At 63.8% G+C, this 20,673-nt stretch carries 18 protein-coding genes, 1 tRNA gene and 3 pseudogenes; 18 read left to right on the forward strand and 4 right to left on the reverse strand.

Annotation, left to right across the window (positions count from 1 at the left end):
• Positions 1–418: 418 nt before the first annotated feature.
• From bufA1 to AUC70_RS02685, 3 genes and pseudogenes are all read left to right on the forward strand, one after another.
• A pseudogene (gene bufA1 / locus AUC70_RS18510) lies at positions 419–559 on the forward strand (BufA1 family periplasmic bufferin-type metallophore); the annotation flags it as partial.
• Between the two features lie 4 nt (positions 560–563).
• A complete protein-coding gene (gene bufB / locus AUC70_RS02680; protein ID WP_069443483.1) occupies positions 564–1,454 on the forward strand; it encodes an MNIO family bufferin maturase in 891 nt (296 codons plus the stop codon).
• A complete protein-coding gene (locus AUC70_RS02685) occupies positions 1,451–2,215 on the forward strand; it encodes an HvfC/BufC N-terminal domain-containing protein (RefSeq protein WP_069443484.1) in 765 nt (254 codons plus the stop codon). Before bufB ends, AUC70_RS02685 begins: the two co-directional genes overlap by 4 nt.
• A 173-nt stretch (positions 2,216–2,388) precedes the next feature.
• On the opposite strand, the gene AUC70_RS02690 is transcribed toward AUC70_RS02685, so the two are convergent.
• Positions 2,389–2,865 carry an Hsp20 family protein gene (locus tag AUC70_RS02690; RefSeq protein ID WP_069443485.1) on the reverse strand — a complete coding sequence of 159 codons (477 nt, stop codon included), beginning with the start codon at positions 2,863–2,865 and terminating at the stop codon, positions 2,389–2,391.
• 300 nt (positions 2,866–3,165) lie between these two features.
• On the opposite strand from AUC70_RS02690, the gene AUC70_RS18270 reads away from it, so the two are divergent.
• Positions 3,166–3,603, forward strand: coding sequence for a serine aminopeptidase domain-containing protein (locus AUC70_RS18270; RefSeq protein WP_280138203.1), 438 nt, complete (start codon positions 3,166–3,168; stop codon positions 3,601–3,603).
• A 14-nt stretch (positions 3,604–3,617) separates the two neighbouring features.
• Positions 3,618–4,121, forward strand: a complete 504-nt coding sequence (locus AUC70_RS18275; RefSeq protein ID WP_280138204.1) for a serine aminopeptidase domain-containing protein — start codon at positions 3,618–3,620, stop codon at positions 4,119–4,121.
• Positions 4,122–4,133: 12 nt separating this feature from the next.
• Here AUC70_RS18275 and hisN read toward each other — a convergent pair.
• Positions 4,134–4,894 (reverse strand): annotated as a pseudogene (gene hisN / locus AUC70_RS02700) (histidinol-phosphatase).
• Between the two features lie 352 nt (positions 4,895–5,246).
• Positions 5,247–6,146 carry an N-formylglutamate amidohydrolase gene (locus tag AUC70_RS02705; RefSeq protein WP_069443486.1) on the reverse strand — a complete coding sequence of 300 codons (900 nt, stop codon included), beginning with the start codon at positions 6,144–6,146 and terminating at the stop codon, positions 5,247–5,249.
• A gap of 244 nt (positions 6,147–6,390) precedes the next feature.
• Between AUC70_RS02705 and cpdR the strand changes: the two genes are divergently transcribed.
• Positions 6,391–6,780 (forward strand): cell cycle two-component system response regulator CpdR, encoded by a 390-nt coding sequence (gene cpdR / locus AUC70_RS02710; RefSeq protein ID WP_069443487.1) that lies wholly within the window; start codon positions 6,391–6,393, stop codon positions 6,778–6,780.
• Between the two features lie 73 nt (positions 6,781–6,853).
• Positions 6,854–6,928 (forward strand) — tRNA-Val (locus AUC70_RS02715).
• 92 nt (positions 6,929–7,020) lie between these two features.
• On the opposite strand, the gene AUC70_RS02720 is transcribed toward AUC70_RS02715, so the two are convergent.
• Positions 7,021–7,308 (reverse strand): SH3 domain-containing protein, encoded by a 288-nt coding sequence (locus AUC70_RS02720; RefSeq protein WP_141701915.1) that lies wholly within the window; start codon positions 7,306–7,308, stop codon positions 7,021–7,023.
• Between the two features lie 248 nt (positions 7,309–7,556).
• Between AUC70_RS02720 and AUC70_RS02725 the strand changes: the two genes are divergently transcribed.
• The 11 genes and pseudogenes from AUC70_RS02725 to AUC70_RS02770 all read left to right on the forward strand — a co-directional run bounded on the left by AUC70_RS02725 (position 7,557) and on the right by AUC70_RS02770 (position 20,587).
• Positions 7,557–8,879 (forward strand): FAD-dependent oxidoreductase, encoded by a 1,323-nt coding sequence (locus tag AUC70_RS02725; RefSeq protein ID WP_069443489.1) that lies wholly within the window; start codon positions 7,557–7,559, stop codon positions 8,877–8,879.
• Positions 8,801–10,059 (forward strand): annotated as a pseudogene (locus tag AUC70_RS17735) (prenyltransferase/squalene oxidase repeat-containing protein). The gene AUC70_RS02725 and the pseudogene AUC70_RS17735 overlap by 79 nt, the downstream one beginning before the upstream one ends.
• Positions 9,942–10,862, forward strand: coding sequence for a prenyltransferase/squalene oxidase repeat-containing protein (locus tag AUC70_RS17470; protein WP_206599299.1), 921 nt, complete (start codon positions 9,942–9,944; stop codon positions 10,860–10,862). Before AUC70_RS17735 ends, AUC70_RS17470 begins: the two are co-directional and overlap by 118 nt.
• A complete protein-coding gene (locus AUC70_RS16620) occupies positions 10,859–11,416 on the forward strand; it encodes a hypothetical protein (protein WP_069443490.1) in 558 nt (185 codons plus the stop codon). Before AUC70_RS17470 ends, AUC70_RS16620 begins: the two co-directional genes overlap by 4 nt.
• Complete coding sequence (locus AUC70_RS02740; RefSeq protein ID WP_083241193.1) at positions 11,302–13,158, forward strand: efflux RND transporter permease subunit; 1,857 nt, start codon at positions 11,302–11,304, stop codon at positions 13,156–13,158. The genes AUC70_RS16620 and AUC70_RS02740 overlap by 115 nt, the downstream gene beginning before the upstream one ends.
• A gap of 26 nt (positions 13,159–13,184) precedes the next feature.
• Positions 13,185–13,574: a hypothetical protein gene (locus AUC70_RS02745; RefSeq protein WP_069443492.1), complete on the forward strand. Its 390-nt coding sequence runs from the start codon at positions 13,185–13,187 to the stop codon at positions 13,572–13,574.
• A 308-nt stretch (positions 13,575–13,882) separates the two neighbouring features.
• On the forward strand, positions 13,883–14,914 hold the full coding sequence (locus AUC70_RS02750) for a phytoene/squalene synthase family protein (protein WP_158007336.1): 1,032 nt from the start codon (positions 13,883–13,885) through the stop codon (positions 14,912–14,914).
• A 73-nt stretch (positions 14,915–14,987) separates the two neighbouring features.
• Positions 14,988–15,527, forward strand: a complete 540-nt coding sequence (idi, locus tag AUC70_RS02755) for an isopentenyl-diphosphate Delta-isomerase (RefSeq protein ID WP_069443493.1) — start codon at positions 14,988–14,990, stop codon at positions 15,525–15,527.
• Complete coding sequence (locus AUC70_RS02760; RefSeq protein ID WP_141701916.1) at positions 15,488–16,045, forward strand: hypothetical protein; 558 nt, start codon at positions 15,488–15,490, stop codon at positions 16,043–16,045. Before idi ends, AUC70_RS02760 begins: the two co-directional genes overlap by 40 nt.
• A gap of 124 nt (positions 16,046–16,169) precedes the next feature.
• Positions 16,170–17,426: an efflux RND transporter periplasmic adaptor subunit gene (locus tag AUC70_RS02765; RefSeq protein ID WP_069443495.1), complete on the forward strand. Its 1,257-nt coding sequence runs from the start codon at positions 16,170–16,172 to the stop codon at positions 17,424–17,426.
• Positions 17,423–20,587 (forward strand): efflux RND transporter permease subunit, encoded by a 3,165-nt coding sequence (locus tag AUC70_RS02770; protein ID WP_069443496.1) that lies wholly within the window; start codon positions 17,423–17,425, stop codon positions 20,585–20,587. The genes AUC70_RS02765 and AUC70_RS02770 overlap by 4 nt, the downstream gene beginning before the upstream one ends.
• The last annotated feature ends 86 nt before the right edge of the window (positions 20,588–20,673 follow it).

Consider the following 20,673-nt stretch of genomic DNA (forward strand, 5'->3'; position numbering starts at 1 on the left):
ACACAAGCGCAAGATTCACGATCCGACGCGGCCCCACAGGGTGTGCATCCGGGGGTTGTTGCAATGGATACAGGCCTTCCGCTAGGCGGTCGCCGGATCACAAAAGGCTGGCGGAGGCGTGATTTGACCGGAGCGGAAAATCGCGTCCCACTTGGCCCCGCAAATCCGGCGGCGGGTGGGCGTTTCGCCGGCCGTCATGACCAAGAACCACTTGAACCCCTGATCCACTTGAGCCCTTAGAAGGACCAAATATGACCCATCACTCCAAGTCACTCTCCGGCGTCGCCGTGGCCAGTGCCTTTGCTGCCGCGCTTGGCATTGCCGCAACCACCACGCCGCTGCCGCCGAGGATGAGCAAGAGAAATGTTTCGGCGTCGCCAAGGCCGGCGAGAACGACTGCGCCGCGGGCGCCGGCACGACCTGCGCCGGCACGGCGACGATCGATTATCAGGGGAATGCCTGGAAGCTCGTACCCAAGGGGTCCTGCACCACCATGAAACTGCCGGGCGACCGCGAGGGCAGCCTCACGGCGCTCGAGCGCGACATGCCACCTGCGTAAGGCGATGGCGCGTCCGGCGAATTTTGGGACAAGCCCGATTCCGCGAAAGGGCGGGGTCGGGCTCAAGCCTGAGCACTATCGCGACATTCTCGACGGCGATCCCGAGATCGGCTGGTTCGAAATCCACGCCGAGAATTACATGGGGGCGGGCGGGCCACCCCATGCCTATCTGACCGCCATCCGGGAGCGCTATCCCCTGTCGCTGCACGGCGTGGGTCTTTCCATTGGCGGCGCGGGGCCGCTCGATGCCGATCATCTCGCGCGTCTGCGCGCGCTCGCCGACCGCTATCAGCCCGCCCTGTTTTCCGAGCATTTGGCTTGGTCCAGCCACGACACGGTCTACCTGAACGATCTCCTGCCGCTGCCGTACACGAAAGACACGCTCGCCCGGGTTTGCGACCACATCGATCAAGTGCAGACCGCCATGAACCGGCAAATGCTGCTTGAGAATCCCTCCACCTATGTCGCCTATGCCGAGACCACGATGCGCGAGGTCGACTTCCTGCGCGAAGTTGTACGGCGGACCGGCTGCGGGCTCTTGCTCGATGTGAACAACGTTTTCGTGCAGGCCGCCAATCACGGATTTAAGCCCGCCGACTATCTCGACATTTTTCCGATGGACCATGTGGGCGAGATTCATCTCGGCGGGCACGCGGAGGATGCGGACGAGGACGGTTCGCTCCTGCTCATCGACGATCACGGGCGTCGGGTAGCCGGTCCCGTCTGGACGCTTTACGCGCGAGCGCTCGCGCGCACGGGGCCGGTGCCGACGCTGATCGAATGGGACAACGACGTTCCCGACTGGCCCGTGCTGTTTGCCGAGGCCAAGCGAGCCGATGACCTGCTGGCCTCGTGCACGGAGCCCGCCGCTCCCGAGCTCGCGGCCGTTACATGACGACGGACGCTGCCCAGCGCGAGGCTGCCTTCGCGAAGGCGCTTCTCGATCCGCACGCGGGCGTTCCGGATGCTGTGAAGGGGCGCGACGGTAGCGGTCCCACGCGACGCTTCGCGGTCTACCGCAACAATGTCTACGCCAGCCTCATCGACGCGCTTGCGGGCCGCTTCCCGGCAACGGCGAAGCTCGTGGGAGAAGAGTTCTTCCGGGCGATGGCACGGGAGTACGTGGAGAAGACGCGGCCGCGGTCGGCCGTTCTGCTGTGGTATGGCGGTGACTTCCCCGACTTCATCGGCGCCTTCCCGCCCGCCTCGGCGGTTCCCTATCTCGCCGACGTGGCGCGGCTCGAATGGGCCTGGCACCAGGCCTATCACGCCGCCGATGCCGAGCCGTTGTCGCAAGAGGCGCTGACGGCGCTCGGTGAACGCGCCGAGGATATCGGCTTCGTGTTTCATCCCTCGGCCCATCTCGTCCGATCCGCCTATCCGGTGATCACCATCTGGGAGCTCACGCTGCGGGACGGCGAAGACGAACCGGGACGCCTGCCTGCCGGCGGGGAGGATGCGCTCGTGCTGCGTCCCGCGCTTCAAGTCACGGTTCGCCGGTTGCCGGCTGGCGGGGCAGCATTCGCCGAGGCGCTCATGGCGGGGGAGAAGTTAGCGGCTGCGGCGCGCACCGCTCTTGACCTCGAACCGTCCTTCGACCTTGCCGCCAACCTCGGGGGCCTCATGCGAAGCGGCGCATTTGTCGGAACGCGGTAAACCTACTTTAAGTTGTTATCGGTGTAGACTGCGCACTTCGCAAGACTCCCGCGCCACGACTCTCCCAACCGGCGTGACCGAGTGCGAAACAGGGAAGGGCGCCCCTCGTATGAGGAGCGCCCTTCTTTGCTTTCGTCTGCTCTAGCGGGACCGATTTCGGCCCCTTGTCGGGCTTACGCCGCCTGACTGTCGATCGTCATGTCGTCGATCGTCTTGGGGGCGTCCGACTTGGTCGTGATCTCGATGGTCCGCGGCTTCATGGCCTCGGGCAGCACGCGCTCGAGATCGACGTGCAGCAATCCGTTCTCGAGGCTCGCGCCCTTCACGACAACATGGTCCGCGAGCTGGAAGCGGCGCTCGAAGCTGCGGGCGGCGATGCCGCGATGCAGGTAGGTCGAGTTCTCCTGCTCGACGCGCTTCTCCCCGCGAACGGACAACGTATGCTCCTTGACCTCGATTTCGAGATCGGCGTCGCTGAAGCCGGCGACAGCCATGCTGATGCGATAGTCGTTCTCGCTCACCCGCTCGATGTTGTAGGGCGGATATGCGGGGGCGTCGCCTTCGTACGTGTTCAACGTATCGAGCAACGAGCCGAGCCGGTCGAAGCCGACAGTGGAGCGATAAAGCGGGGTCAAATCGAAATGCCTCATGTCACATCCTCCTGATGAAGCGATATGGTGGGTGGCCCGCTCCTCATGCGGAGCCAGGCTCTGAGACGCAAAGCCCGAAGGCCTTTGCGCAAAATCGCATATAGGATCGGCTCCGGGGCGCTTCAAGAGCTGTAGAGCGCTGAATTCAAACAGTAAATTCAACAATCTGTCAGCGCTGTGTCCCGCTTGCGGCGCCCGCGAAGTTGCATGGTCTGTTGTCGGCGGCGCCATAGCGGCTGTAAGAAAGAGCGGCGGACCAATCCTCCCGCGTTGCGGGATTGCGGAATATCCTGAATCTCGATGACTCTCGTTTCGACACCCAAGAACCCTGTCCCTCTCGGCGCCAACGCGGGCTATCTCGATGTGCGCAAGGGGGTCAAAGTCCGCTATGCGAGCTGGCAGTCGGCCTTGCAGCAGCGTGGCGGCACCGTCTGCATCTTTCCGGGCCGGAACGAGTACATCGAGAAATACTTCGAGGTGGTCGGCGAGTTGCGCCGCCGCGGGTTCGCCGTTGCCATCATCGATTGGCGCGGGCAGGGCGGGTCGACCCGGTTGGTGCGCGGCTCCTCGCGCGGACACATCCGGAGCTTCATCGACTACGAGCAGGACATCTATCACTTCATGAAGGGTGTCGTGCTTCCCGACTGTCCCATGCCCTATTACGCGCTGGCCCATTCCATGTCCGCGCCTATCCTCTTGACGCCGCGACCAAGCGCGGGTGCTGGTTCCATCGTCTGATCACGACCTCGCCGATGGTCGAGCTGGCCGGGCTGCCGCTGCCCCAGGACGTTTGCGCCGGGTTCGCGACGGCGCTTTCTTGGGCCGGGCTCGGCAAGCAGGCGGTGCCCGGCGATCAGTCCGTGTGGACGAGCGATGTCTTCGAAGGCAATCCGCTCACCTCGGACCGGGAACGCTTCTATCGGAACGTCGAAGTGTTGAACGCGGCGCCGGGTCTTGCGGCCGGCCCCCCGACCATCGGCTGGCTGCATGCGGCGTTCGATGCCATGTCGCGCTTGGAAGGCGAGAAATACGCGCCGAAGATTCGCGTGCCCTCGCTGCTGGTCGTCGCCGGTGACGACAAGATCGTTTCCAACAAGGCGATCGAGGCGTTGTCGTCACGACTGCGGGCGGGAACGCAGATCGTGCTGCGCGGCGCCCGGCACGAAATTCTGCAGGAACGGGATTCGATCCGTGAGCAGTTCTGGGCGGCGTTCGATGCCTTCGCGCCCGGCGTCGCCATTCGCAAGACGGCTTAGCGGCACTGCGGCTTAAGCGGAGAGGATCTCCAAAGCCGCTGCGTGCAGGGCGCGATCGCCGGCGGCTACGATGCGTCCGCCGTGGCTCGGGTCGCCACCCTCCCAGGTCGTCACGATACCGCCGGCGCGTTCGATGATCGGCACGAGCGGCATGATGTCGAACGGCTTGAGCCCCGCCTCGACGACGAGGTCGATCTGGCCCATTGCGAGCAGACAGTAGTTGTAGCAATCGCCGCCGAAGCGCCGTAGGCGCACCGCGCGTGACAGCGCCTCGAACCGGATGATTTCGGACGCGTCGAAAAGTTCCGGCGCCGTGCTCGCAAGGATGGCGTTGTCGAGCACGGGGCATGGCCGGACCCGGATGGGCCGCGTCTCGCCGGCGCGTGTGAAGTAGCTTTCCGTTTCGCCGCACCAGAAGCGTTCGCCCGTGTACGGCTGGTTCATCATGCCGAGCACCGGTGCGCCGTGTGCGGTCAGGCCGATGAGCGTGCCCCAGAGAGGCTGTCCCATGATGAAGGCGCGTGTGCCGTCGATCGGGTCGATGATCCAGCAGATTTCGGCGTCGGGTTGGGTGTCGTCGAATTCCTCGCCCACGATGCCGTGCCCGGGATGGGTCTCAGACAGGATGGTGCGAATGGCGGTTTCCGCGTCCCGGTCCGCCGCAGTAACGGGATCGAACCCGGAGCGCCCTTGTCGTCGACGGCCAGGTCCGTTCGAAAATGCGGCAATATGACCTCGCCAGCCCTCTCGGCGAGAGCGTGCGCTGTCGCTATATAGCTCTGGAAATCGAGTTGAACGGTTTTGGTCACGATACAAGGCTTGGCGGTGTTTGCCGTTGAGAGTCAAGGCTTCCGAGCCTTAAGGACGAGGCTTACCTCCTGGTCCTGGGATTGTCCGGCGTATGCGGGTATGGCGGACAAGCCTCAGTAACGTGACTTTGCGGCACCACTGTTTCAGTTCTGTCGTCAATTTCCGGCTACACCTTGATTTTTGTGCATTGCAATGACATATTGTTGCAATGCGGTATGGCTCTCCAGGCCATATCGCTGCCCTCCTTGGGCGTTTCCTCCCTAGACTTGGGCCGTTCGTTCAATCGGACGGCCCTTTTTTTTGGATCGGCGAGGCCTATTCGGCCGCGGCGCGGGGGACGATGAGATCGGAAATGCCGGGCATCAGTCCCCGGGTCACCGTCTCCAGCTTGTGCCTCAAGATGTCGAAACGCTCGGTTCGTTCGAACGTCGTCTCATCCATATACAGCGCCCGGTTGATCTCCATCTGCAGGACATGCTGTGCCTTGTGCGGGCGTCCATAATGCTCGGTGATGTAACCGCCCGCATAAGGCTTGTTGAGCGCGACGCCAAAGCCCAGCGCCTCCAGGGACCGGGCGGCCATGCGTGTCAGCTCGCTGCTGCAAGAGGTTCCGAAGCGGTCGCCCAGTACGAAGTCGGCGCGGGTCGACCGTTTGTCGGCACTCGGGCTCGAGGGCATGGAATGGCAGTCGATCAGCACGGCGAAGCCGAATTCCCGCTTCGCTTCCGTAAGGAGCGCCGCGAGGGTCTCGTGATAGGGAATGTAGAGGCGGTTGATCCGTTCCAGCGCCGTTTCGACCGAAAGGGGCTCCCGGTAGATCTCCTCGGACTCCGAGACGATCCGCGCGATCGTTCCGAGGCCGCCGACGACCCTGACCGATTGGGTGTTGGCATAGTGGGGCAGCCCGTCGCGGAACAGGATCGGGTCCAGCTCATAGGGCTCGCGGTTCACGTCGAGATAAGCGCGTGGAAAGTGCGCATGAAGGAGCGGGGCCCCGAGCGCGGCGGCGAAGCTGAAGAGTTCATCCACATAGGCGTCTTCCGACCGCCGCAACGTCAGCGCGTCGAGCTTTGAGGCGGCCAGGAATGTGCTGGGATAGACCCGGCCCGAGTGGGGCGAGTTGAAGACGAGGGGAAGCGCCAGTTTCGCAGGCCGCACCACGGTGAAGGGCGGTGACAGTTCCCGCTCGATCGCCTCAGCCTCTCTTTGCTTCATACGCCAAACCTGGGTTCTTCGGTTCCGGTAGCGGCGCCGGCCGTGCGGCGGCCCACCGGCATTAACTCTGCCAACGACAGGGGGTGCTGTCCAGGCGTGTTCCGGCTTGTGCCGTGGCTCAATTGCGGCAATTATCACATGGCCTACCCGATGGGGCCGCGCCAATCGTTCAAGAATAAGGCAAGCGGTCGTTTACCATATTCGTGTAGGCGTTACAGGGTGAGTGTTGAGGGGGACGAGGATAATGGAGGCGAACGACCCGCGCGTGCGCAGCGTTCAGCGTATTCTTCTTGCCGAAGACGATGACGATATGCGCCGGTTCCTGGTGAAGGCGCTGGAAAAGGCCGGTTACGACGTGGTTTCGTTCGGCAACGGCATGGAGGCTTATGAACGGCTTCAGGAAGAGCCCTTCATGCTGCTTCTGACCGATATCGTGATGCCCGAGATGGACGGAATCGAACTGGCGCGCAAAGCCGCCGAACTCGATCCGGACCTCCGGATCATGTTCATCACCGGTTTCGCGGCCGTGGCGCTCAATCCGGACAACAACGCGCCGAAAGACGCCAAGATTCTGTCGAAGCCCTTCCACCTGCGCGATTTGGTCGATCAGGTGGAGCGCATGCTGGCGGCTTGAGGAAAAGCACCGGAATCCGCCGCTTGCGTTCTGGCGCCGCCACCCATATAGAAGGCGCCTTGCCACACAGACCGGGCGGCTAGCTCAGCGGTAGAGCACTACGTTGACATCGTAGGGGTCACTGGTTCGATCCCAGTGCCGCCCACCATTCCAAGCGACTTGAGTGTGCCCGTGTTTCGGGACGTGGGAGCCGCCTTTCGGGGCAGCCTTGCGCGTGCGAACGGGCTCCCTTGAGGGGGCTTAGTCGTAGAGTTCCTGGCAGCTCAAATATTGCCGGAACACCCAGCGGCTCTTCTCCGAGCCCGGAGGCGTAATCCGCGCCCAGAGCTTTCCCTGCACACTGTGGATTGCCCACGCATTCACCGGCGTGCCGTTCTTTAGCGTGCCCACGATGCGCCCGTTCGGCTTGCTGCGCACATTCAGAGGCGTGCCGGTCGGATCGTTGACCGTACATTTCATTTGCGCCGCCGCCGCGCCCGTCATGGCGAGGAGAATGGTTACGGCGACGAGGGGTGTTCGGACTTGCATGCAAGTGTCCATAGGCGCTGCCGCCCATAGCCTCATTGATACGCGTCAAAGCCGGAACTTCCTACATCGCGGGCGGTTTGTCCGATGGTGGGCCAAGCGGCTCCGGCCCGGGTTCGCGGGATGGTCAAATCCGCCCCAACCCGTTACGATTCAAACGAGAGTCCGGCTCGGCGATCTGGTTGGCGCCGGACGGGACAGGGGGCCTTGCCGCCCCTCTTTGCGCGCCTTTGACAGCCGGTGGGACCCTGGTGCGAACGGAACATGACGTTGCGGTGATTGGTGCGGGTCCGATTGGATGTGCCGCGGCGATCGCCTTTGCCCAGCGCGGGGAGACCGTCCTGCTGCTCGAGGCCAATCCGCGCGCCGCTGAGCGGTTCGCGGGCGAGTGGATCCACCCGTCCGGCGTCAGGATTCTACAGAAGCTCGGATTGGGCGATCTCGCGGCCTTTACGGAGAACGGCCCGCGGCGGGGCTTCGTCGCCCATCCCGGCGACGGCGCCGACCCGATCGTCTTGTCCTATCCGGACGGCATGACGGGCGTCAGCTTCGAGCATCACAGGCTCGTCGACGAATTGCGCCGCCGCGCCGTCTCGATGCCCGAGATCGACTATGTCGCGCCGGCAAAGCTGAGCAAGCTCGAGCCGGTGCCGGCCTATGTGGACGGCGACACGGGCGCCGAGGTCGCGATCAACGCGAAGCGGATCGTGGCAGCGGACGGCCGCCGGTCAGGAACGCGCCGCCTTCTCGGTCTGCCCGACGGCTCCGTCGGTATTTCGTTCATGGCCGGTATCGTTCTCGACGATGTGGAACTGCCTGTTGAAGGCTATGGCCATGTGTTGAGCGGTCTGGCCGGTCCCATCCTGTCGTACCGGATTGGCGCCGACCAGGTGCGTCTGTGTCTCGACGTGCCGGCGTCGGCCACGGAGCTCCGGCGCGACACGGACGCGCTCTACGCGGCGGTCGCCCCGGCTCTGCCAGCACCGATGGCGAAGGCGCTTGCTGTCTCCCTGAAGACCCGAAAGCCCGCCTGGATGGAGACGCGGTTCCAGACCCGGACAGTCTACGGGCGCGGCAATGTGGCCTTGGTTGGCGATGCGGTCGGCTGCACGCATCCGCTGACGGCTGTCGGCATCTCGCTGGGATTGAAGGACGTGGAGGCCCTGGTCGACAGCACCGACGCGGCGGACTACGCGCGCCGGCAGAGGGCGCGCGCGCGGGTGCCGGAGATGCTTTCGAACGCGCTCTATCAGGTCTTTTCCGATCCCCGCTACGATGCCCGCGCCATCCGGCAGTCGATGTTCGATACGTGGCGCACGAGCGCCGCGGAGAGGCGCCGCACGATGGCACTGCTCGCCGCGACGGACGTGCGCGGGAGCACATTTGCGACGTCGTTCTTCCGCATCGGATTCCGGGCTGCGCGAAAGACTGTCGGTGCGGAAATGCGCGAGGGACACTGGAGCCGGACGCGGCAAACGCTGGCGCGGTTCGCGTCGTGGAGCACCTGGCCGATCGCCGGTCTTGTTCCGGGCTACCGGAAGATACCGGCCCATCTCAAGGCCGCAGGACATTGAACCACTGGGCGGCGCAGAAGGACCTGTCGCAGGCTGTCGATCTGGCGCTGCGGCACGTTCAGGACACCCAAGCGCCTGACGGAAGCTGGCACGGCGATTACGGCGGGCCTGTGTTTCTGCTGCCGACCTTGATCGTCGCGACGCACATTGTCGGCGTGCCCTTCGATCGCGAGACCGAGCAGGACTTCATCCGCTTCTTCAAGCATCACCAGAACGAAGATGGCGGCTGGCCGCTCCATATCCAAGGCGAGAGCTACGCCTATGCCACGGCGCTGTGCTACGTGGCGCAGCGGCTGCTGGGGCTCCCTGCGGACGATCCCGATCTGAAGCGGGGGCGGACTTGGCTGCTCGACGCGGAGGTGCGGCCAACCTGCCGCCGTGGGGCAAGTTCCTGCTCGCGCTCCTCAATCTGTACGACTACGACGGCGTCATGCCGGTCCCGCCGGAGCTCTGGCTTCTCCCGACATCGCTGCCGGCTCATCCGTCCCGCTTCTGGTGCCACAGCCGCATGATCTTCCTACCCATGAGCTATCTCTATGGGATCAGGGCCCAGGCGCCGTTGACGCCGGTCGTGCGCGCGTTGCGCGACGAGATCTTCTGCGAGCCCTATGAAGCGTTGGACTTCCGCGCCAGCCAGATGCAGTGCGCGCCCGATGATATCTACGCGCCGCTGTCGCGGGGCTACCGCCTCCTGAACGGTCTTCTGAACGGCTACGAAGCCGTCGCCAGCAAGAGCTTGCGCACCCGGGCGACCGCTTTCGTGCTGGATCAAGTCCGCCAGGAAGACGAGAACACGAACAACATCTGCATCGGGCCAATCAACAAGGTGCTCAACATGCTGTGCTGGCACTATGCCGAACCTCAAGGAGCGCGCGTCGCCGCGCACCGGCGGCAGTTGCCTGAGTATTTGTGGAAGGGCGAGCACGGCACGCATATGCAGGGCTACAATTCCTCGCGGCTTTGGGATACCGCCTTCACCGTCCAGGCCATCTGTGCGTCAGGCCGCGCGGGGACCGCGAAACCCATGCTGGAGGCGGCCCATGCTACATCGAAGCCAATCAGGTGCTCGAAGATACGCCGGAGCGGGAGCGCTATTTCCGCGATCCCTCCAAGGGCGGCTGGCCGTTCTCGAACCGGAAGCACGGCTGGCCGATTTCGGACTGCACCGCGGAGGGATTGAAAAGCGCGATCGCGTTGCGCGCTATTGTCGACGAGCCCATCCCCGACGAGCGCCTCGGCGATGCCGCCGAGTTGATCCTCGGCTGGCAGAACGCCGACGGCGGCTGGCCGACCTACGAGAAGGCGCGGACACCTTCCTGGATGGAAGCGCTGAACCCGTCGCTCGTCTTCGCCGACATCATGGTGGACCATTCCTATGTGGAGTGCACGTCGGCCTGCGTGCAGGCCCTCATCCGCTATCGTGCGCAGGGTGCCGATCCCGCGCGGGCCCAGCGCATCGACAAGGCGATCGAGCGCGGCCGCGATTTTCTGTTGGCTCGGCAACGTGCCGACGGCGCCTGGATGGGCGCTTGGGGCATCTGCTTCACCTACGGGACTTGGTTCGCGGTTTCGGCTCTGCGGGCGGCGGGTCTTGCTGCCGACAGCGGCCCCATTCGCCGGGCCGCGGCATTCCTCGTCTCCCATCAACTTCCCGATGGAGGCTGGGGCGAAACCATCGAGAGCTGCCGGCGCGGGACCTATGCGAGCACCCCGGAGGGCCAGGTCGTGATGACATCCTGGGCGTTGCTCAGCCTGCTTCAGAGCGAGATGGCCGACAGCGAGCCGGTTCGCGCTGGGCTGCGCTTCCTGCAGGATCGGCAGCATGCGGATGGCAGCTGGCCGGAGGAGACTATTGCCGGCGTGTTCAACCGGACTTGCGCAATCACCTACGACAATTACCGCAAGATTTTCGGGCTGTGGGCGCTGGGCGCCGCGGAAGCGCGCCTCAACGCGAACGCAACTGTCGAGGGATTGCCGCGATGACGGCGGGGTTCGGCCTCGAAAAGCTGGGACTGCTGGCGCAGCGCTTCCCGCGGATCACCCTGCTGATCGTCGCCGCGCTGACAATTCCGCTGGCATTCGCTGCGGCAAAGGTCGAGTTCTCCAGCGACATTCGCGAGATATTCCGCTCGGGGACGGAGGACTTCCGCAATCTTCAGATGGTGGAGAAGCAGTACCCGCAGACCGGCGAGGATGTGCTGCTGCTCGTGCAGGCGCCTGATCTCTTCAGCCGCGAAAATCTCGAACACTTACGCGATCTGCATCTGAACCTGCATTTCGTCGAGGGCGTGAAGCACGTCACGTCGATGTTCTCGGCCCACGACGCGCCGGACGCTTCGGGCAATGCCGAGGCCGTCTTCCCGATGGAGCTCGATGGCGTGGACCTTCCGAGCTGCGTGACACGCTGCTGGCGCATCCCTTTGTGTCAGAAAAACTCTTGTCGGCGGACGCCGCGACCGCGTTGTTCGTTGTCGCGATCGAGCCGCGGCCCAAGATCGACGATCTTCGCATTGTCGCGGATGATTTGCGGCAGGTGACGGACGAAGCGCTGGCGGGCACGGACATGCAGGCCGAACTCAGCGGCGTGGCGTTCTTCCGGCTCGAGATCGTCGGCGCCCTGATCCGCGATCAGCGTCTCCTGATCGGGGCGGGCTTCACCGTGTCGCTGATCATCTGCCTACTGTTCTTCCGGAGCCCCATCTACGCCTTGCTCGCCGGTGTCCCGGCAGGCATCGCGGTTCTGTGGACCTTAGGGATTACCGAGTTGCGCGGTCAGGAGATCACCGTACTCACGGGCGTGGTGCCGGGGCTGGTCACGGTGCTGGTTTTCGCAAGCTCGCTGCATCTGATGTTCGGCATCAAACGCAAAGTGGTTGCGGGGGAGGGTGCGCGCGAGGCGATCGTGTCGTCGGTGCGGGACATCGGCCCCGCTTGCGTCCTCGCGGCCATGACGACCGCGATCGCGCTGCTGTCTCTCACGCTGGTGCCGCATACGCTCGTGTCCGGGTTCGGGCTCACCGCGGCCATCGGCACGGCTGTCGCCTTTGTGGCGACGATCACTGTTCTACCGGCGCTGGGGACGCTCCTGCTGGGGCGGCGTGGCCGAAAAGAAAACGCGGACCACACCCTCGACCGCATCTTCACCGCGACGAGTACAGCTTGCCGACGGCTGGGCCGCGCCATCCTCGGCAATCCCACGGCTTTTCTTGCCGCCGGGCTCATCGTCGCGATCGGTGCCGGCATTCTCTACGCCACGATCAGCCCAAGCTATCAGTATAGGGACTATCTGCCGGGGAACAGTCAGTCCTCACGGGTCATGGACGTGGTCGACAAGGAGTTCGGCGGCACCGAGGCCATCCTCCTCCATATCCAATGGCCGAAAGACAAGCCGCTCGATTCTGCGCAGGTTCTCGCCGTGGTCGCGGACGCGCACAAGACCCTGGAGACACTGCCGCTCGTGACGCGGGCGGTGTCCCTGCACAGCATCGAGACCTGGATGTTGGAGGGTGGGCTCGAACAGGAGCAAATACTGAGCTTTCTGGAGGAGTCGCAGTCGCCGTTCGTCGAGCGCATGATGTCGGTGGACGACCATTCCGCGCTCGTGTCCGGCTACTTCCCCGCGGTGGACGCCTCCGAGCTCGTGCCCGTGCTGGACGCGCTCGAAACGGATCTCGAAGCCTTGCGGGCGGCGCATCCGGGTGTGCGTTTCATCGCGACCGGGATCGCCCCCCATTCCGCCCGGGCCAGCTACGACATGATCATCGAGCTGAACCGCAGCCTGTTGATCGCAATCGGGCTCAATATCTTGCTGATCGGCCTCGTCTTCTGGTCGTTGAGAGCCGGGTTCTACAGCATGGTGACCAACGTCCTGCCCATCGCTGTCGCAGGCGCGATCCTTCATCTCACGGGTGCCGGGCTGCAATTCACCTGCGTGGTCGCGTTCACCATCGGGTTTGGCATCGCGGTGGACAATGCTATTCACATCCTCAACTACTATCGTTTGATGCGGTCCAACGGCGAAGCTGTGAAGCCGGCTCTCGAAGAGACCATCGCCACTATCGGCCCGGCGCTTTCTGTCGGGTGCCTGGTGCTGATCGTCGGGTTCGGTGGCACGATTCTCAGCGAGCTTCCCAGCCTGCGCCTGTTCGGGCAAGTCGTGATAATGCTCTTGGCGACGGCGTTGCTGGCGAACCTTTTGGTGCTGCCGGCGTTGATCGCGTTTGTTGAAGGGCGGGCCTGGCGGACGGGCGCGCCGAGGCCGACGGTCAAGGGCAGCTAGGCAAGGAGCTGCCAGGGAGGATATCTATGAGAAGCCTGATTTCGCTATGCGCCGTTCTGTTCGTGGCGACGATCTCGCCGCTTCAGGCGGAACCACTGGCGCTTGAAGGGACGTGGAACGGCAGCGGCACGATGCAAGCCATGGACAACCCGCCCCAGAAGCTGACCTGCCGCATCAACTACAAGCGCGAGACCGAGAAGGTGTTCAAACTCGCCGCGAAATGCGTGACCATCTCGACCGCCATCAACCAGACGGGGCAGCTCCTGAAGGTTAATCCAGGGGTGTATGTCGGGGAATTTCACGTCGCGTCCTACGACATCTCCGGACGGGTGCGGGTCGTGATCGACGGAGACGTCCAAACCATGTCGTTCAAGAGTTCGCGGGCCAATGGGAGCGTCACCCTGACAAAGTCGTGAACCGGCTGGGTGGCTGTGTGTTAGGATCAGGCGGCGTCCAGCCGCTCGTAGTTTAGTGGACGTGATCAGAGGGATTTCAGACCCGCTATCGGCTGCTTCCAGGCGTTTTGCGCGGGCTTTCTGTGCATGAAATCAGGCAGCAGCCATAATCGGCCAGGGATTGGCGGCTATGCTGTCGATGGCGCCGCGTGATTCCTAGTTTGGCGCCTACGACTTAGGGCGGCGATCCTGGGTCGAGCAGAACGGATGACCGATCTTCTGTGTTGCGCGTCAAACGCGCCAAAACTGTGGGGGCTAAGAGCAAGACCGTGTTGGATAGGACCGTCGGCAACGAAGAGCTTCCGCTACTGCTGGTCCCCCAGCTGTCGCGCACCTTCGCGCTGACCATTCCAAGGCTGCCGTCTGATTTGCGGTCAACGGTGGGTACGGCCTACCTGCTGTGCCGCGCCGCGGACACGATCGAGGATTCGCAACTCCCGGATCGCGACAGGAAGATCGCTCAACTCGACATGTTCCTTGCCGGGGTCGAACGGACGGAGTCTTGGGACGAGGTTTCCAGGCGCCTTGCGGCCGAGCTCTCGGGAGAAATCGGCCCGGAGGAGCTCGAGCTCATCGATAGTTTGCCGGGCCTGATCGATATCTTGAATACCCGTCCTGTAAGACAGCAGGAGGCGGTCCGCACCTGTCTCAAGAAGATGGCATCGGGCATGAAGTCCTTCGTCAACCGTCCGACAGGATTGGCCGACATGGCCGAACTCGACAACTATTGCTACGTGGTGGCGGGAGTCGTCGGTGAGATGCTTACCGAGCTTTTCTGCGATCATGCCGCGGATATCGACGAGCACCGAGAAAAGCTCGAGAAGCTCTCGGCGAGTTTCGGCCAAGGTCTGCAGATGACGAATATTCTGAAGGACATCTGGGACGACCGGCGGCAAGGGCGGTGCTACCTGCCGCAAAGCCTCTTCTGTTCCGCGAGCCTCGATCTGCGCGATCTCGACGGCGCTGCCCGGAAGCCCGCTTTCCGGCCGACGATCCACCAGCTCGCACGGATTGCGCTCGGTCATTTGGGCAATGCCGTCGAGTACACGCTGACGATCCCGCGGCGGCACACCGGCATTCGGCAATTCTGCTTGCTCGCGATCGGCATGGCCTACGCCACCCTCAATCGGGTTGTGCAGGTGTCGCAGTTTTCCTCGGATTATCGGCCGAAGATCTCACGTTCGACGGTCAAGAGCGTGATGCTTGCGGCGCCGGTGATCTGCCGAAGCGACTCGCTGACGCGCTGGACCATGGCCGGCATGGCGAGCTTGTGCGAGGCGAACGCCATTCGTCAGCCCTGACCGATCGGAGGCAGCCCCGCTATCGATTTCTCGGGACCTTGACAGTGCCAGGGCAATTCAAGAGTTTTGCGCCATGCAGACTTTGGAGAAAGTCATTCTCGTCGACGATTGCGATCGCGAGATCGGCACCGGCGAGAAGCACGAGGTGCACAGACAGGGCTCGCTCCATCGCGCATTCTCGGTGATCATCTGGGACGACGCGGACCGGATGCTGCTGCAGCAGCGAAGTTCCGGTAAGTACCATTCCGGCGGTCTGTGGACGAATGCCTGCTGCGGGCACCCGCGCCCCGGCGAGGCGTGCGATGCGGCCGCGCGGCGCCGCCTGCAACAGGAAATGGGATTTGTCTGCCCGTTGGAGGCGCTGGGTACGATCCGCTACCGGGCGGAACTCGACCACGACATGATCGAGCACGAGATTGTCCACGTCTTTCATGGCGTTCATGACGGCGCGATCGTGCCGAACCCGGACGAGGCGCAGGCCTTTCGCTGGGCGGCCGTGGAGGATGTCCAGGCCGATGCGCTGGCGGCGCCCGAGCGATACACCGCCTGGTTCCGCAAATATCTGAGGGCCGAATGGCCCGTCAGGCGCGCCGTACCGGAAAATTCGGGCTGAACGGCGCGGGCTGGCGCCGGGAGGCATCGACAGCTCCGGAGGTCTCCTTAACCAACCTCACGGCCTCGTCACTTGACGGAATGGGCGGCCAGGACGAAATTCAGGTGCATATGGCCAAGCTCAGAACCATCGTTACGGCTCTCATCGTGTGCGCGCTCGCAGTCTTGCCGGCGACAAGCGCCAGCGCGGCCATGCGTATGGCCGGCACGATGGGTTCGGCGCTATCCGTCGAACACAGCGGGGGTGAGCAGCCTTCGATGCATGGCGACTGCGAGAGCCATGCGAACATGGCATCCAGTAAAAAAGGCACCGCCTCCGTGCCGTCTTCCGGTGATAGCGGTCAGTGCCCCGATAGTGGCTGCTCCAAATGCCTGTGTCTCGGCCTTGCCATGACCGGGGTGCTGGCGATCGGACCGGACACGCCGTCCTTCGCCTTTGCCGCTATCCCCACAGACTGGGCGACGCCCAGCCTGCAGGCACCGTCCATTCGCCTGCCGTCTCCGCCTCCGCGCGTCTAACTCTCCACAGCTTCAACCGCACGCCCGCTCCGCGCCCGGACTCCGTATGCGCGTGAGCCCGTGCACCGAGGTCCCCTGCAACTGACTAGTAGGGGCGACGCAACGATCATTGGAGAGGCGCATCATGACGCGTCTGACGAGCGCCGCGATGCTTGCGGCGGGACTCCTGGCGGGAGCCGGGGGCGCCTATTGGTACTTTCACGCAACGGCCGGAGAGCGCACCGCGCCGGCCGAGATGGCGATGTCTGCCGACGTGGGCGAGAGCGCCGAGCGCAAAGTGCTCTACTACCGCAACCCGATGGGCCTTCCCGACACCTCGCCGGTGCCGAAGAAGGACTCCATGGGCATGGACTACATTCCGGTTTACGCGGACGAAGGCGCCGATGACGGCACCGTCTCAATCAGCCCGGGCAAGGTGCAGCGAAGTGGTGTGCGCACGGCAAAGGCGGAAAAGCGCGTTGTCTCGCGCGACGTTCGCGCCGCCGGAACCGTGGAGCACGACGAGTCTCTGCTGACCATCGTGACCGTCCGGTCGGACGGCTATATCGAAGATCTCTTTGTCGACAAGACCGGACAAGAGGTGGAGAAGGGGCAGGCTCTCTTCCGCTTCTACAGCTCCCAGATTCAGCTTGCCCAGGCGGACCTTCTCGTCGCTTTGCGTGCGCAAGGACGCGGCCGCCGCGATCTCGACGGCGCGATCCAGAAGATGCGCAATCTCGGCGTGCCCCAGAACCGCATCGACGAGGTGCAACAGACGAAGGAGAATCCGCGCACCCTGGATTGGCCCTCGCCCACGACCGGGGACGTGACGTCCAAGAGCGCCATCGACGGCCAGTTCGTCGAGGCGGGCAAAGAGTTGTTCCGCATTGCCGATCACACGCGCATGTGGGTGATCGCGGAGGTCGCGGAAGCGGATATCGGCGACATCGCAGTCGGGACTCCTGTGACCGTCACCTTGCGCGCCTTTCCCAACGATCCCATCGAAGCGGAAGTCGGCTTCATTTACCCGGAGATGCGTAAACTCGAGACGCGCACGATTCCCGTTCGCATCGTATTGCCCAACGAAGACGGCCGCATCAGGCCCGGCATGTACGCTGACGTTGTGTTTCACCCCGGCGAGAAGACGGGTCCTGTCACGTCTGTTCCCGCAAGCGCCGTGATCGACAGCGGGACCAGAAAGACGGTCCTCATTGCCAAGGGTGACGGGAAATTCGAGCCGCGCGCGGTGAAGATTGGGCGGCGTGGCGACGGCTATGTGGAGGTTCTCGACGGCGTCGCGGACGGCGACGAAGTCGTCACGTCGGCAACCTTCCTGATCGACTCCGAAAGCAATCTCAAAGCCGCGCTTCGGAACCTCGAACCTCAGGAGGCGGGACGATGATCGCGGGCATTATCCGCTGGTCGGCGCGGAACGTCGTCCTGGTGAGCATCGCCACGGTGTTCGTCACGCTGCTCGGACTCTATGCGGTTCAGAAGGTGCCGCTGGATGCGATCCCCGATCTGTCCGACGTGCAGGTCATCGTCTACACCGAATATCCGGGGCAGGCGCCGCAGGTCGTCGAGGATCAGGTCACCTATCCGCTGACCACTGCCATGTTGACGGTGCCGAAGGCGCGCACCGTGCGCGGCTTCTCCTTCTTCGGCGTGTCGTTCGTCTACGTGATCTTCGACGACGGCACCGACGTCTACTGGGCGCGCTCGCGGGTGATGGAATCGCTGAGCGCCGCCGCCGGAGATCTCCCCGCCGAGGTGACGCCCGAACTGGGGCCCGACGCGACCGGCGTGGGCTGGGTCTACCAGTATGTCTTGAGAGGCGGCGATCAAAGTCTCGCCGATCTGCGAACGCTGCAGGACTGGTATGTGCGCTATGGCCTGTCTCAGGCACCTGGTGTCGCTGAGGTCGCGAGCGTCGGCGGCTTCGTCAAGCAATACAGCGTCGTGGTCGACCCCCGGCGTCTGCAGGCTCTCGGTATCCCGTTGACCAAGGTCACGGGCGCCATCCGCGAAAGCAACACCGATGTCGGTGGGCGCACGCTCGAACTGTCCGAGCGCGAATACATGGTGCGCGGGCGCGGCTACATCACGAGCCTCGAGGATATCGAGACGATCGTGCTCAAGAACGATACGGGCGTTCCCGTCCTGCTCAAGGATGTCGCGCGCGTCGAACTTGTCCCGGACGAACGCCGGGGGCTTTCCGAAGTGAACGGCAACGGAGAAGCCGTTTCGGGGATCGTGTTGCAGCGCTATGGCGAAAACGCGCTTTCGGTTATCGACGGTGTGAAGGAACGTCTCGCAGAGATCGCCCCCAGCCTGCCGGAGGGGGTGACCGTCGAGACCGTCTACGACCGGTCGGCGCTCATCTATCGGGCCATCGATACGCTGAAGCGCACGCTGATCGAGGAGAGCCTCATCGTGGCCGTGGTCTGCGTGATCTTCCTCATGCATGCGCGGAGCGCGCTCGTCGCGGTCATCACGCTGCCGCTGGGCGTGCTCATGGCCTATATCTGCATGTGGGCCTTGGGCGTGTCCTCGAACATCATGAGCCTCGGCGGCATCGCCATCGCTATCGGCGCCATGGTGGATGCCTCGATCGTCATGATCGAGAATGCGCACAAGCGGCTCGAGCACGCGCCGCCCGGCAAGACCCGCACTGAGACCATCGTCGAGGCGGCGGTCGAGGTCGGGCCTGCGCTGTTCTTCAGCCTTCTGATCATCACCGTTTCATTTCTGCCGATCTTTGCTCTGGAGGCGCAAGAAGGGCGTCTGTTCAAGCCGCTCGCCTATACGAAGACGTTCTCCATGGCGGCCGCAGCGCTTCTCTCCATCTTCGTGGTGCCGGCGCTGATGATCTTGTTCGTGCGCGGCCGGATTCTGCCCGAGCACAAGAACCCGCTGAACCGGGCCCTGACCTGGATCTACCGGCCCGTCATCGCCTTCGTTCTGCGCTTCCGGGTCCTTACCGTCCTGGTCGCTGTCGCCGTGTTCGGGGCCACGCTTTGGCCCGCGTCGAAGATCGGCAGCGAGTTCATGCCGACCCTCAACGAGGGCACGCTGTTCTACATGCCGACGACATTGCCAGGCGTCTCCGTCACGGAGGCGAGCAAGTTGCTGCAGACCCAGAACAAGATTATCAAGAGCTTTCCGGAAGTGGAGTCCGTGTGGGGCAAGGCAGGGCGCGCGGCGACGGCCACGGACCCGGCGCCCATGAGCATGTTCGAGACGGTCATCAACCTGAAGCCGGAAAGCGAATGGCGGGACGGCATGACTATCGATGCGCTGACGGCCGAGATGGACAAGGCGCTGCAGTTTCCGGGCGTGTCGAATTCCTGGACCATGCCGATCAAGGCGCGCACCGACATGCTCTCGACCGGTATCCGCACGCCGGTCGGCATCAAGGTAATCGGCCGCGACCTCGGTGAGATGGAAAGCCTAGCCCGTAAGATCGAGGCGGCGGTCCGGGACGTGCCGGGCACGACGAGTGCCTATGCGGAACGGGCGACTGGCGGTTACTACATCAACATCGACCCCGACCGTGCTCGGCTTGCCCGCTACGGGCTCATGGTCGGCGATGTGCAGGCCGTTATCGCGACGGCGCTGGGCGCCAATGCGGTCACCACCACGGTGGAAGGGCGCGAGCGCTACAAGGTCGCCGTCCGCTACCCGCGCGACTATCGCAACGATCCGCAAGCCATCGCGAACGAAGTGCTGATCCCGACGCCGGCGGGCGGTACCGTGCCCTTGAGCGAGGTGGCGACGGTCACGGTTGCGCAAGGCCCGTCGATGATCCGCACCGAGAACGCGCAGCTTGCGCTCTACATCTTCGTCGACTTCCGCGACCGGGATATCGGCAGCTATGTTGCGGACGCGCAGAAGGCCGTGGCCGAGAGCGTGGACTTCCCGCCGGGCTATTACGTCACCTGGAGCGGTCAGTTCGAGTATCTGCAGCGCGCCGAGAAGCGCCTGCAGATCGTCGTGCCGCTCACCGCGCTCGTCATCTTCGTGCTGCTCTATCTCAATTTCGGGCGTCTGACCGAGACACTCATCGTGATGTTGTCCGTACCGTTCGCCCTGGTTGGCGGCGTTTGGCTCATGTGGTGGCTCGATTTCAATTTCTCGGTGGCCGCCGTCACGGGCTTCATCGCTCTGGCGGGCGTCGCCGCCGAGACGGGTGTCGTGATGCTGATCTATCTCGACAACGCGTTGAAGGAGCGAATCGCGGCCTGCGCGCAAGAAGGCCGCACGCTGGAACCCAGAGATCTTCATGCAGCGATCGTTTCCGGCGCGGCGGGGCGCGTGCGTCCTAAGATCATGACCGTGGCCGCGATCATGGCCGGTCTGCTCCCTATACTCTGGGCGCATGGTGCCGGCAGCGAAGTCATGCAGCGCATCGCCGTGCCGATGATCGGCGGCATGGCCTCGTCGACGCTTCTCACCTTGGTGGTGATCCCGGCCATCTACAGCCTGGTCAAGAGCTTCGAATTGCGACGAACGGCAGCGCGCACAAAGTCACACCATTCTGAGGTTGCACCGCACGGGGTGTAGGCGGCATGGTGTCGGGCGTTGTGTGAGGTCCCGCCAAGCCTATTGGCGCATTGTTCCCCTCGCAGCGATTTGGGGCCAACGAGGGA

It is taken from the genome of Methyloceanibacter stevinii (assembly GCF_001723355.1).
GTDB classification, from domain to species: Bacteria; Pseudomonadota; Alphaproteobacteria; order Rhizobiales; family Methyloligellaceae; genus Methyloceanibacter; species Methyloceanibacter stevinii.